At 72.3% G+C, this 13,458-nt stretch carries 6 protein-coding genes; 4 read left to right on the plus strand and 2 right to left on the minus strand.

Translation table 11 applies throughout. The annotated features are described in order from the left end of the window. Positions 1-154: 154 nt before the first annotated feature. The 4 genes from K7B10_RS07350 (at position 155) to K7B10_RS07365 (ending at position 9,695) form a co-directional block, all read left to right on the plus strand. On the plus strand, positions 155-2,521 hold the full coding sequence (locus K7B10_RS07350) for a non-reducing end alpha-L-arabinofuranosidase family hydrolase (RefSeq protein WP_229335136.1): 2,367 nt from the start codon (positions 155-157) through the stop codon (positions 2,519-2,521). 455 nt (positions 2,522-2,976) lie between these two features. Next, entirely contained in the window at positions 2,977-5,004 is a 2,028-nt protein-coding gene (locus tag K7B10_RS07355; protein ID WP_229335137.1) for a serine/threonine-protein kinase, read from the plus strand. A gap of 152 nt (positions 5,005-5,156) precedes the next feature. Then, on the plus strand, positions 5,157-7,433 hold the full coding sequence (locus K7B10_RS07360; protein WP_229335138.1) for an outer membrane protein assembly factor BamB family protein: 2,277 nt from the start codon (positions 5,157-5,159) through the stop codon (positions 7,431-7,433). Between the two features lie 108 nt (positions 7,434-7,541). Continuing rightward, entirely contained in the window at positions 7,542-9,695 is a 2,154-nt protein-coding gene (locus K7B10_RS07365) for a serine/threonine-protein kinase (RefSeq protein ID WP_229335139.1), read from the plus strand. 34 nt (positions 9,696-9,729) lie between these two features. On the opposite strand, the gene K7B10_RS07370 is transcribed toward K7B10_RS07365, so the two are convergent. Beyond that, positions 9,730-9,918 (minus strand): hypothetical protein, encoded by a 189-nt coding sequence (locus K7B10_RS07370; RefSeq protein ID WP_229335140.1) that lies wholly within the window; start codon positions 9,916-9,918, stop codon positions 9,730-9,732. Positions 9,919-10,407: 489 nt separating this feature from the next. Continuing rightward, positions 10,408-13,116, minus strand: coding sequence for an OmpL47-type beta-barrel domain-containing protein (locus K7B10_RS07375; RefSeq protein ID WP_229335141.1), 2,709 nt, complete (start codon positions 13,114-13,116; stop codon positions 10,408-10,410). Positions 13,117-13,458 lie beyond the last annotated feature (342 nt).

Raw genomic sequence — 13,458 nt, forward strand, 5'->3', positions numbered from 1 at the left:
CTATGACGCGACACACCCACGAACCCCGGGCGACCGGTACGCAGGATCGGCCCCACGTCCTGCACCGCACCCACCCCGCGGCGGATCAGGCCGTACCGGCCGATGCGCGCACGATCACGGCACCCAGGGTGACCCGCGACCCCCGAGGAGAATCATGAAGGGCCTGCACCGGCTCAGCCGGCGTCGCCGGACATTGGCGACAGGACTGTCGGCCGCGGCGCTGGTGGCCGGTGTCGTGACGCTCCTTCCCAGCTCCGCCGGAGCCGCGAACCTGGGTACGCAGGCGGCCCCCTCGGGCAGGTACTTCGGCACCGCCGTGGCCGCCGGCAGGCTCGGCGACTCGACCTACGCCGCGATCTCGGACCGGGAGTTCAACATGATCACCCCGGAGAACGAGATGAAGTGGGACGCCATCGAACCGACCCGCGGCAATTTCACCTTCGGCCCCGCCGACCAGATCGTCAACCATGCCCTGGCACACGGCCAGCGCATGCGCGGCCACACCACGGTCTGGCACTCGCAGCTCCCGTCCTGGGTCAGCTCCATCAGCGACGCGAACACGCTGCGCAGCGTGATGAACAACCACATCACCGCTGAGATGACCCACTACAAGGGCAAGATCTACGCCTGGGACGTGGTCAACGAGGCGTTCGCCGACGGCTCCTCCCAACACCGCGACTCGGTGTTCCAGAACGTGCTGGGCAACGGCTTCATCGAGGAGGCGTTCCGCACCGCCCGGGCGGCCGACTCCTCGGCCAAGCTCTGCTACAACGACTACAACATCGAGAACTGGACCGACGCCAAGACCCAGGGCGTCTACAGCATGGTCAAGGACTTCAAGTCCCGCGGCGTACCGATCGACTGCGTCGGGTTCCAGAGCCACTTCGGCACCGGCGGCCCGCCGTCCAGCTTCCAGACCACCTTGTCCAACTTCGCCGCCCTGGGCGTCGACGTCCAGATCACCGAGCTGGACATCGCCCGGGCGTCGTCCACCCACTACGCCAACACGGTCAACGCCTGCCTGGCCGTGGGTCGGTGCACCGGCATCACGGTATGGGGCATCCGTGACAGCGACTCCTGGCGCAGCGGCGACAGCCCTCTGCTGTTCGACAACAAGGGGAACCCCAAGGCCGCCTACACCGCCGTCGTGAACGCCTTCAAGGCCGCCCCCGGTACCACCGGCGGCACTGGCACCGGAGCGATCAAGGGCGTCCCCTCCGGTCGCTGCATCGACATCAACGGCTCCACCACCGTCAACGGCACCCAGGCGCAGCTGTGGGACTGCAACGGACAGACCAACCAGCGCTGGACCTACACCTCCGGCAAGCAGCTGAAGATCTACGGAAACAAGTGCCTGGGCGCCATGGCCAAGGGCACCGGCAACGGCACCGCGGTGGTCATCGGGGACTGCGACGGCGGCGCCGGCCAGCAGTGGAACATCAACACCAACGGCACGATCGCCGGCGTCCAGTCCGGGTTGTGCCTCGACGCCGTCGGCGCGGCCACCGCCAACCGCACCAAGATCCAGCTGTACTCCTGCTGGTCCGGCAGCAACCAGCAGTGGACCGGCCCGTCCGGGACGACTACCCCGCCAACGCCCACGCCGACGGGCGGCACGTGTGCTCTTCCGTCGACGTACCGGTGGACGTCGACGGGTGCGCTGGCACAGCCGGCGAACGGGTGGGGCTCGGTGAAGGACTTCACCGACGTGGTGTACAACGGCAAGCACCTGGTCTACGCGTCGAACACGTCGGGGTCGTCGTACGGCTCGATGATGTTCAGTCCCTTCACGAACTGGCCGGACATGGCGTCGGCCGGCCAGACCGGGATGAGCCAGGCCGCGGTGGCGCCCACGCTGTTCTACTTCGCGCCCAAGAACATCTGGGTGCTGGCGTACCAGTGGGGTTCGTGGCCCTTCATCTACCGCACGTCGAGCGACCCCACCAACCCCAACGGCTGGTCCTCGCCGCAGCCGCTGTTCACCGGTAGCATCCCCAACTCCCCTACCGGCCCGATCGACCAGACCCTGATCGCTGACGGCCAGAACATGTACCTGTTCTTCGCCGGTGACAACGGCAAGATCTACCGGGCGAGCATGCCGATCGGGAACTTCCCGGGCAACTTCGGCTCGTCGTACACGACGATCATGAGCGACTCGGCGGACAACCTGTTCGAGGCGCCGCAGGTCTACAAGGTTCAGGGCCAGAACCAGTACCTCATGATCGTTGAGGCGAGGGGTGCGAATGGACGCTACTTCCGCTCGTTCACGGCCTCCAGCCTGAGCGGTTCGTGGACACCGCAGGCCACCAGCGAAAGCAACCCCTTCGCGGGCAAGGCCAACAGTGGTGCCACCTGGACCAACGACATCAGTCACGGTGACCTGGTCCGCAATAACCCTGACCAGACCATGACCATCGACCCCTGCAACCTGCAGTTCCTCTACCAGGGCAAGTCCCCCACCGCGGGCGGCCCCTACGACCAACTGCCGTACCGGCCGGGTGTCCTCACCCTGCAGCGCTAACCCGTCCGATCCCCGGTGATCGCGATTCGGGGCTGCCTGCCGACGCGGAGACGAGTGGTACACGGCCCGGGCAACCCCACCTGCTGACCGATACCCACCGCTTCGAGGAACCCCAGCCGTGCGTCGGCTGGGGTTCCTCTCTCTTGTGGACTTCGTCGTGGGTACGGACCGAAGCACTACGGCGCCACCGCGAACACCGGGCCTTGTCGATCCGGTCCAACTGCGTCTCGTCCGGCCCTGCCAGGGAGCGGCGTGCGGTCTGGAGGCTACGACGGCGCTCCGATTCCCGCCCCGGAACTTCCCCCAACTCGCCGCGAACCGCACCAGGTCCATCGCGAAGCGTTCCCCGCCACCGCGCGCCCGGCGCAGCCGAGGTGCGCCCCCGCCCAGCCGGGGATACGTGAACTTTGTTGATTCCACGGATGGTTGATGCCCGCGCGCATACGATCAACAGCATGACACCAGTGATCGCCCCGCTGCCGGGCGGTACGCCCGCGCAGCTCGGAGGTCACCGGATCCTGGGGGTGCTCGGGGCTGGCGGCATGGGGACGGTCTACCTCGCCCGCCGTCGGGGGCGTCCGGTCGCCCTGAAAACCATCCGGCCCGAACTCTTCCGCGACGCGGACCTGCGCGAGCGGTTCACCCGCGAGGCCGCCGCCGCGGCGGCGGTCCGCAGCCCCTTCGTCGCCAACGTGCTCGGCTCCTCGACCGCCGGGCAAGTGCCCTGGATCGCCGCCGAGTTCGTCCCCGGCGCGACCCTCGCCGCTGCCGTACTGCGGCACGGGCCCCTGCCCGCGCCCGCCGTGCGGGTCCTCGCCGGGGCGCTCGGCCGGGCCCTGACGGCCCTGGGCGCGGCCGGGGTCGTACACCGTGATCTGAAGCCGTCGAACGTCATCCTCGGCGCCGACCGCCCCCGCGTCGTCGACTTCGGCATCGCCCGGGTGACCGGCGACGCCACTTTGACCGCGACCGGGCAGCGCCCCGGCACGCCCGGCTACATGTCGCCCGAACAGGTGGTGAAGGGGCCCCTCGGGCCGCCGAGCGACGTGTTCTGCCTCGGCGCGCTGCTCGTCTTCGCACTGACCGGCCGGCACGCCTTCTACGACGGAGACCCGGTCCGCTCGGACTTCCGCATCGCCTACGAGGCCCCCGACCTCACCGGCGTACCGGCCGAGCTGACACCCGTGATCCGCGGCTGCCTCGAAAAGCAGCCGGAAGACCGGCCCGCCGCCACGGAGGTGGCCGCGGAACTCGACCCGCAGGGCGCCGCCCTGCGCGCCGCCACCCGCTGGCTGCCGCCCACGGTGCTCGCCGACGCCGCCGAGATCGCACGGGCCGCAGCCGCCCTGGGCGCCGGCCCGCGGCTGCCGACCCGGCGCAGGGTGCTCACCGGCGTCGGGGCGGCCGTGCTCCTCGCGGCGACCGGCGCCACCGCCCTGCGCACCCTCCAGGAGGACGACGGCCCCGGCCGCACCCCCGCCCCCCGCTGGAGCGGCCCGCCCGGCACAGTGCCGGGGCCCCTGTGGTCGTACGACGGCGCCGCGGCGCAGCCGGCCTTCGGGCCGGTCGACGTCGACGGCCGGGTGTGCTTCGCGGACGGCGGCGGCGAGCTCCTCCTCCACGATCCGGTCTCGGGCGAACGGCGCTGGCGAGGCCCGGTGGTGCGCGACCTCGTCGGCGGCCGCCGACCCGTCGCCCTGGACCCGGACGGCGCCCTGCTGTTCCTGGACCCCGGCAGCGGTACGGTCCGCCACCGCACGCGCGACGGGGTGACCGGGCTGCTCGCCGCCGACGAGGACCAGGTGTACGTCCTCGACGCCGACGGCCGCCTGGCCGCGCTCAAGCAGGCGGACGGCGGGGTGCGCTGGCGCGTGCCCGTCCCCGTGTCGGGCACGGTGCTCTCGGCAGCCGCCGGGTACGGGCGGCTGCTCCTGGCCTCCGCCGCCGGCGGGGTGGTGGCCCTGTCCGCCGCCGACGGCGGCTCCGTGTGGCGGCGGCCCGCCGGCACCGACGGCTCGCGGACGGCCCTGTCCGCGCGCGGAGCGCTGCTGGGCGGGGCCGGAGACCGGACGCTGACCTGCCTGGACCGGGGGCGCGGCGAACAGCTGTGGACGCTGCCCGCGGACGACAGCGCGGGCTTCGGCGTGCCCACGTCGGCCGGCGACAGCGTGTACGTCGCCGACGGCCGCCAGCTCCGGAGCATCGACGCGAGGACCGGAGCCCCCGCCTGGACCGTGCTGGCCGCCGAGGAACTGGCCCAGAACCAGGCCCCGTTGGTGGCGGGATCCGGGATCTTCGCACCGCTGCGGAGGCCCGAGCTCGGAATCCTCGTGGTGCACGGCGGACTGGCGGCCGAGCAGTACGTGTTCGCACCGGCCCCGGCCGGGGAGGTCCGTGCCGACGTTCCCTGGCGGGGAGCGGTCGCCGGAGGCAGCGTCATCTGGCAACGCGGCAGCGCGGTCCGCGCCCTGCCGGGCATGTGACCGGCCCCGGGCGGGGCCACGAGGTGAGGGGGGAACAGGTGGGGGGCGGACGTCTGGGGGAGGGCTTGCGCCCCGAGGACCCGCGGTCGGCCGGGCCGTACCGGCTGCTGGCTCGTTGGCCCGGCCCCCGGCCGGTGCCGCCGCGGGGCGGCATGTACGTCGGCCGCGACCGGAACCACGGGCACGCCGTGGTGTGCCTGCTGCCCCCGGGCGCGTACCGGGCGGCCGAGGCGGTGCGCCGTGGGCCCGTGCCGGGGGTGCCGCCTGTACTGGACCTGAGCACCGGGACCGAGCCCGCGTGGGTGGCCCTCATGCACACCCCTGCCGTGTCCCTCTCCGACGTGAGGCGGCAGCCCGGACCGGAGTCCGGCATCCTGCCCCTGGAACAGTCGGTGCGGCTCGCCGCGGAGGTCGCCGACACCCTGGCCGCCCTGCACGCCCGGGGGATCAGCTACGGCGCGGTGGCACCCGACGGGGTCTGGCTCACCACGGCCCGCCCGCTGCTGATGGCCCTGCACGCCTGCCGCATGCCGTCCGCGTCGCCTCGCGAACCGGGCCGGGGGCCGGAGCAACGGCAGGGGCCGGAGCAACGGCAGGGGCCGGGGCCCGGGCCGGGCCAGGGGCCGCGACCCGACGCAGGGCCCGGGCGACCCGAACCGCACAGCCGGGTGTCGACCGTGCCCGCCGCCTTCATGGCCCCGGAAGTGGCCGCGGGGCGGCCCTCCTCCACCGCTGCCGACGTGTACTCCCTGGCGGTGCTGCTGCTCCACACGGCCACCGGGCGGCTCCCCTTCGGGGACGGCCCGCCGCCCGTGCTGGCCTACCGCGCCCTCCACAACCGGCCCGAACTGCCAGACCTGCCGGGAGAGCTGGGCGAGGTGGTCGCCGCGGCGCTGGCCGCCTCCCCGACAGACCGCCCCACCGCCGCGGAGCTGTGCCGGACTCTGGCCCCCGGAGGGCAGGACGCGGAGCGGACGCCGGACCCGCTGCCCGGCCGGGTCGTCGCCGCACTGGCCGTACGCACGCAGGCGATCGCCGACCTGGAGATCGCCGATGCGGACGCGGGCGGGCAGGCGGACGGGGATGGGGACGGCCGGGCCCCGGCGGACGCCGATGCGCACGAGCCCCCGCACCCCGCCACCCAGGCGGCGACGCCCCCGACCCCCGGCCCGGTTCCGGCCCCGGCCACCCCCGACGCGCCCGCCCCGCCCACCCGCCGCCGGGTGCTGTCCGGTCTGCTCACCGGCGTGGGGGGCGCGGCCCTGGGGGTCTCCGGGACCCTCGCCTGGCCCGCCCTGATGCGCAAGGACGGCCGCACCGGGCCGTCCGCGGCAGGGGGCGGTTCCGGTACGAGCCCCCGCGTGCCCGGCATGCCGCCGGCCGCCCTGTGGCGCCTGGACGACCCGACGGCCCGCACCCGGCTCCTCCCGGTGGGCAGCGCCGACCATTGCCTGATGACGCGCGGCGACGACCTGTACGGGCACGACCTGCGCACCGGCAAGGAGGTGTGGCAGCTGCCCGCCGGCGGCAGCGCCCCGCCCGTCCAAGTGCCCGGCGACCGCTTCCTGACGGCCACGCGCGAGGGGCTGTCGCTCTGCTCGATGCGTGACGGCCGCACCCAGTGGCTCCAGCGCAACGAGCAGCTCGCAAGGGTGCTCGCCGCCGACGGCGCCACCGCGTGGCTGCTCACGGGGGACGGGAGTCCGACGGGCGGATACCTGCTGGCCGCGTTCGACCTGGACCACCGCAAGGAGTTGTGGCGCACCCCGCTGCCGAGCGGATTCGGCAACACGCAACTCGCCACCACCGTCGGGCCCGAGACGGTCGTCGTGGAGGTACAGGTACCCCAGCAGGTGTTCCGAGACGTCACGGCCGTCCGGACCCTCGCGATCGCGGGCTTCGAGCGGAGCAGCGGACGCATGCTCTGGAACCGCTCCTACCCCGACGTGCACGGCGGCCCCGCCTCCGTGGTGGACCCGGCGGGCGGAGGGCGGCTCTTCCTTCTCTCCGGCGGTCGCGCCCACGCGTACGATCTGAAGACCGGCACCCGGCTGTGGGAGTCGCAGGCCCTGGTCGCCGGGACCAACGCCCCGCCCTTCTTCAGCGGCGGCACCCTGTACCTCGCCGACGACGGCACCGGCCCCATCGTCGCCGTCGACCCGGACACCGGCCGGACGCTGTGGGAGCAAACGCTCACCGAGAACCTGGCGTGGAACGAGCTCGGGAGCATGACCGCGAGCGCCTCCGGACGGACCCTCTACCTCGCGACCCTGCACCAGATCACCGCGACCGGCATCCCCTCGGGCAAACGGATGTGGCAGACCGGGCTGGCGGGGGTGGAGGCCCGGGTACCGTTCCAACTCGCCGCGGTCCCCGGCACCCTGCTCGTCGCCCGGCCGTCCGCCGTCGTCGCCCTCCCGGCGGAGTGACCCCGCGCCCCCTCCCCCACACGCCTTCCCACGGCCCCCGCCGACGCACGCACGCACGCGCGAGCCACTCACAGATACGCCCGTCCGCCCCGAAGGAGTCCACCGGTCATGTCCACGCTCCTGCCCCTGCTGCCCGACGATCCCGAGCGGCTCGGGGAGTACACCCTGCTCGGCCGGCTGGGCGGCGGCGGCATGGGGACCGTCTTCCTGGCCCGCACCACCGGTGGCCGCCTCGCCGCGGTCAAGACCGTCCGGTCCGACCTGCGCGACCAGCCCGGCTACCGTCAGCGGCTGACCCTGGAGGCCGAGGCCGCGCGGGCCCTGGGAGCGGAGCACACCGCGGCCTTCCTCGGCGCCGACCCCGACACGGCCCGGCCCTGGCTGGCCACGGCGTACCTCATCGGGCCCTCGCTGACCGAGGCGGTGGTGGCCGGGGGGCCGCTGCCGGAACCGGTCGTCCGCGGACTCGGCTCCGCGCTCGCCGCCGCCCTCGCCGCCCTGCACCGTGCCGGGCTCGTCCACCGGGACGTCAAGCCGTCGAACGTACTGATCACCGCGCAGGGCCCGCGGCTCATCGACTTCGGGCTCGCCCAGGCCCCGGGCAGCCCCCGCCTCACGGAGGCCGGGGGGCTCGCGGGCACACCGGCGTACATGTCACCCGAGCAGGCGCGCGGGGGACCGCCCGGCCCGGAAGGTGACGTGTTCGCCCTCGCGGCGGTCCTGGTGTTCGCCTCGACCGGTCACGGCCCCTACGACGCCCGCGGTCGGCAGAGCACCCTCGAACTGCTGCGGGACGGCGCCGACCCCGACCTGACGGGCCTGCCGGACGGGCTGCGCGAGACGCTCACCGCCTGCCTGTCACCGGAGCCCGGCGACCGGCCCGCCCCCGGCCGACTGCGGGACGAGTGGGGGCCGTTCGACCCCGGGGAGTTCGCGGACCTGCTGCCGCAGGCGCTCCTCGCCGACCTGTCCCGCCGGATCGGGGACGTCGCCACCCTCGCCCCCGCCCCGCTGCGCGCCCCCGCCCCGCGCCGCGCGCTCTCCCGGCGCACCCTGATCGCGGGCACGGCGGCCGCCGCGCTCACCGCCGTGGGCGGCGCCTCGGCGCTCTGGGCCACCGGGAACCTCCCCGGCTCGGGCTCGGGGAACCGTACGCCGTCGCCCGGCCCCGGCCGGAGCTCCCGCCGGCCAGGCACCCCGCCGGCCCCGGTGTGGTCGGTTCCGTCCCCGTTCTCCGCCGCCCCGGCCGTCGCGTCCGACGAGGTCCTGATCCACACGAGCGACGTCCTGCGAGGCATCTCGACGGCCGACGGCCGGATCCTGTGGGAGACCCAGACCGCCAAGGTCGACGTGGCCGTGGCGGGAGACCGCCTCGTGGGCTTCGTCTTCGACGACGACGGCAACGCGAGCGCGGGATTCCTGGACCCGCGCTCCGGCCGCCTCCCCGGCGACGCGGCCGACCCGGCCGTGCTGGGCGGCCTCGCCCAGACCACCCAGCTGCTCGCCGCGGACGCCGAATGCCTCTACCTGAAGGCGTACTTCCGCTCCGCCGACCAGCGACAGCAGGAGGAGGCCTGGCTGCTCTCCTACGATCTGGGCGCCCGGAAACTGCGCTGGCGCACGCGCGTCGAGGGCGCCGTCCTGGACTCGAACGGTGCGCTCATGATGTCGGCGATCATCTCCGGCGGCCGCCTGATCTGCTCGGATCCCGCACGCGTCTTCGCCGTCGACCTGCGCGACGGCCGCCTGCTGTGGGCCTGCCGGGTCCGCACCGACCAGGAGGCGGCGTCGCCGAACCAGTCGGGAGGCATCAACCCTCCGGTCGCCTCGGACCGCCACGTCTTCGACTTCGAGGAGCGGATCACTGCGGTGGACCTGGTGACGGGCGCGGTGGCCTGGAAGCTGGAGCCGGAGGGTACGAAGCTGCTGAGCGCGCCCGTCTGCGTGAACGGCTCGGTGTACGTCGCGGACGGGGCGCTCCAGGCCTTCGACGAGTCGACCGGGAAAAAGGTGTGGACCCACGACCCGGGCGCGTACGTCTCCATGCTGGCGGCTCCCGCCCCGTTCCGCGGGGAGCTCTACGCGGCGGTCGGCGGCGCCGGTCAGGCGGTCGTCGCGGTGGACGTAGCGGCCCGCCGGGTCGCGTGGACGCTCGCCGCGGGCGCCGTGAACATGCCCGACGGCCCGACGATGATCGTCCAGCGCGGCAATCGGCTCTACCCCCAGACCGTCGACCGCCTCGCGGCCGTACCGCTCGATTGACATCCGCCGCGATCCCGGCCCCCTGCCGCCGGGATCAGACGCGGAAGCTGGCGTACACCACGCAGCACAGCGTGAGCGTCGCACCAGCCGAACCGAAGGCCGTGAAGATCGACTCCACGGATGACAGTCCTTTGGCGTGCACGGGGAAGCCGGCGCCGAGGCCGACGATGACCGACACGGCCAGGAACAGGAGGAAGACCAACAGGTTCACGAGGTGCGTCATGACGACAAGCCTGTTGCCCAGCCCCGTCCCGCGTACGGTCCGCACACACGGGTCCGGCAGGCGTCCAAGCGCGCCGCCCCCGGCAGAACGGGTGCGGAGCGTGATGTTCCACTGCTCGACGGCAGGTCCTGGCTTCTCCTCCAATATCTCTACTCGTCAGTAGAGTCAGCAGCATTCGTTCGACCAGACCTGCCCGCACCCTGATCCCCATGAGACTCGAGATCGAGATGCCGCTGCAGAGATCGCGTCGGCTCCCGCCGGACCCTCGGAAGCGGAACGATGCGAGCCACCACGTACGGTCGCACCCTTAATGCCATCAGCCCGGCGATCCCGGCAGCGCAAACGACGACGTACAGAAGAGGCTTGGACGGCTGCGGCTCGGTCACGCGGGCTCCCGGTCGGCGGCCCACACATCGAGCCGTGGTTCGGGCGCGAGCAGCAGAGGGCCCGGACCCGAGGTCGGGTCCGGGCCGGTGTGCGCGGAGTGTGTCAGCGCAACGTGAACGGGGCCACGTGGGTCGTGGTGTCCGCTCCGCTGATGGTGAATTCGAGGTTGTAGTTGCCGTTCGGCAGTCCCCGCGTGCTGACGGGGAGGCTGTAGTTGGAGAACAGCGCGCTGTAGGTGAACCGTCCGGTGACGGGCCTCGTGACGGGGCCGGTGACCCGGACGGAGGTCAGCGTGATGTTCGAGCTGGAGAGGTTGTTGCCGTTCGCGTCACAGATCCGCAGGCTGAGCACGACCTGGCCGAGCAGGCGGACCGGCTGGGTCGGGTCGTAGAGCAGGCAGATCCGGTACGCCACGTTGTAGGTGACGCTCTTCGTCGACGGGTTGGTGGCGATGTCCTTGGCGTTCACCGTGAACGTGTGCGAGCCGAGGGTCGAGGTGTTGACCGGGCTGCCGTTGGGAACCGTGCCGACGCAGCTCGCCAGTCCGGAGGTGGCATCCGTGCACGAGTAGGACGCGGTGACCGGCTGACGGTAGAGGTAGGTGCCAGCCGCCGGTCGGACGATGGTGATCGACGGTGCCACCGTGTCGAGCCGCACGGTGATCGTCTGCGGCGCGGACGTGTTGCCGGCGTTGTCGGTGGCGGTGTAGGTCACCGTGGTCACGCCGTTCGCCGTGATCGGCACGGCGGCGCTCGCACCGGACACGTCGGTGGAGGCGATCGGCTGGGCGCCGCTCGCACTATAGGTGATCTTCTGGACGCCGGAGCCGCAGGACCCGTCACCCGCGCTGATGTTGACCGTCGCCGGGCCGACGGTGTTCCACCCGGCGCCGTTCGGCGACGGCGAGATGCTCGCGGAGGCGGTCGGCGCGGACGTGTCCGCGTCGTACGTGTACTGGTCGGCGCCGCTGGTCGGGCTGGTGCCGTTGGGGGTGGTCACGGTGACGTCCACGGTGCCCCGGGTCTGCGGCGGCACCTGCGCGGTCAGCTGCTCCGGCCCGGTGACGCTCACGCTCGTGGCGGCCACGGAGCCGAACTTGACGGTGGTGCCGCTCGTCGGGAACTCCGTACCGGTCACCGTCACGGTGTTCACGCACGGCGTCAGTTCGGGCCCGTGGTTCGGGCTGACACCGGTGACGGTGGGCGGGGACAGCGTGACGCGGTCCATCGCGGTGCCCCAGTCGCCGCCGGCCAGGCCGCCGATCTGCTGGACCGTCCAGACGTCCTTGGGGTGGCTCGGGTCACGGGCAATGCCCGTGTAGTCGCCCCAGCGGAAACCGGCGGAGTAGGCCTGCGTGCCTGCGGCATAGAAGTCGCCGACCGTCGTCCCGGGGAAGTTTCCGCCTGGAACTCCGATCGCGACCGCGGTCGGGAACATGGTGGGAGAGGAGGCGGTGAAGCCGGAGAACAGATCGTCCTCGTCGTTCAGCGCCACCGACCCGTAGTAGAGGTGACCGCCCACGAGACCGAGGTTGAAGTTGGTCCCGAGGGTCTGCCCCCCGCTGGTCGAGACGTGGAGGAAGCGCTGGCAGGAGCGGGCCGCCGTGTCACCGGGTGGAGTGCACGAAACGTTGAAAACGCCCCAGAGGTGGTTGTTCTGCCAGGCGACCGACAGCATCCGGCTGTCATTGGTGTTGATGCTGGCGTCGCCGCCGGACGGCTGGGTGGCCATCGGCGGAGGGTCGGCGGCGCCGATGGCGATGGTGTTGTCGCTCTGGGCGACCGGCTGCATCGGATCGCCGGGCACACCGGTGATCGTGACCACGTGCACGTCCGTGCTGTTCTCGCCGTGCCACATCGCGAGCTGGTCATCGATCCCCGACAGCGAAACGGCCGGAACGACCTGGAACTTGCCCGTGTCGGGCGCGAAGGTCGTGAAGGTGATGGTGCCGCTGGCCACCAACTCCGCCTTGTTGACGACCACGGTGACCACGCCCTGGAAGGAGTCGTCGGCCTTGTTGTAGTTGTTCCAGCTCAGCGTGACCTTGTTGTTGCTGTAGCCGAGCTTGGGCTGGTCGTGCTGGACGTTCGAGGTGTTGCTGCCGACGTTGTAGCGGGTCCAGGTGCCGACCGGGTCGTCGTCGTCGCTGACCGCGAGCTGGATCTCGTCACCGCCGGCCACGTTCGACTCGTAGGACGCATAGAAGCGGCCCACCGAAGCGTCGTAGTGCACCCGCGGGTCGGTACCCGTGTTCATCCCGAAGCCGAAGAAGGTGCCCAGATCGAAGGGGCTGCCCACGGTGTTGCCGGCCTTGTCGTAGACCTGACCGGTGCGGTTGACCATCTGGACGATGCGCGTGGGCCCCACCGCGAGCTGCGTGTCGGAGGGGATGCGGCTGTTCACGTTCCCGAGCGTCGAGAAGGTCTTCAGCCGCTCGAGGACGGCCGAGGACGGCACCGCCTTCGGGGACGCGGCGCCCGCGGCCGCCTTCGGGACCAAGGCCCCTGTCGCGACGGGCAGGCTGGGCACGCGCTTCGCCTCACGCGCGAGCTTCGGGGCGGGCAGGAGGGGCTCCGCTTCCTCCCCGACGGCGCGCCTCGGCTTGGGCAGGGTCCGCGTGTCCACCTGGCCATCCGGCTGTACCCGCGTCTCCTCCTGCCCCTCAACGGCCGGCTGCGAGGAGCTGCTGGCCGCGGGCGGGACGTTGGGCTGCGGCTCGGCGGTCGCCCCGGTAGCCGTGGCGGCGATGGTCAGTGTCACGGTGAGTGCGACGACCGCCGTGCGCGACCACTCTCGCGCTGCGCGCAGCACACGTCGATTCACGCGGAGAACCGGTCTCGACGACATGGGCTTCCCCCTTCCACTCGCGACGGACATCCCGCCCCGCGCACAGATCGACGGCAGGCCGCCGATCCGCTGCAGTTGGCAATGATCATGGGCGGTATCTATCGGAAGGGGCCGTTCGCTGGCCTCCGGCCACGGCGCCGGACGCCGTCAATTCCCCCTCGATTCCCCCTGGTGGTCTAGTGACTCACGTAAGTAGTTGATCGTTGATTTTTGTTTTGTCTTCCACTCCGCCGACGTTCCCCGCCGGGCGGACACTGCCGGGCCAGGTCCTGTCCGGCCGATCATGCGACTAGACGTGGCCCTTGC

The organism is Streptomyces flavotricini, from assembly GCF_020639365.1.
Taxonomy (GTDB): domain Bacteria; phylum Actinomycetota; class Actinomycetes; order Streptomycetales; family Streptomycetaceae; genus Streptomyces; species Streptomyces flavotricini.

Coding starts and splice junctions, on each gene's coding strand:
- K7B10_RS07350 (WP_229335136.1), top strand. CDS start 155: ATGAAGGGCCTGCACCGGCTCAGCCGGCGTCGCCGGACATTGGCGACA.
- K7B10_RS07355 (WP_229335137.1), top strand. CDS start 2,977: ATGACACCAGTGATCGCCCCGCTGCCGGGCGGTACGCCCGCGCAGCTC.
- K7B10_RS07360 (WP_229335138.1), top strand. CDS start 5,157: ATGTACGTCGGCCGCGACCGGAACCACGGGCACGCCGTGGTGTGCCTG.
- K7B10_RS07365 (WP_229335139.1), top strand. CDS start 7,542: ATGTCCACGCTCCTGCCCCTGCTGCCCGACGATCCCGAGCGGCTCGGG.
- K7B10_RS07370 (WP_229335140.1), bottom strand. CDS start 9,918: ATGACGCACCTCGTGAACCTGTTGGTCTTCCTCCTGTTCCTGGCCGTG.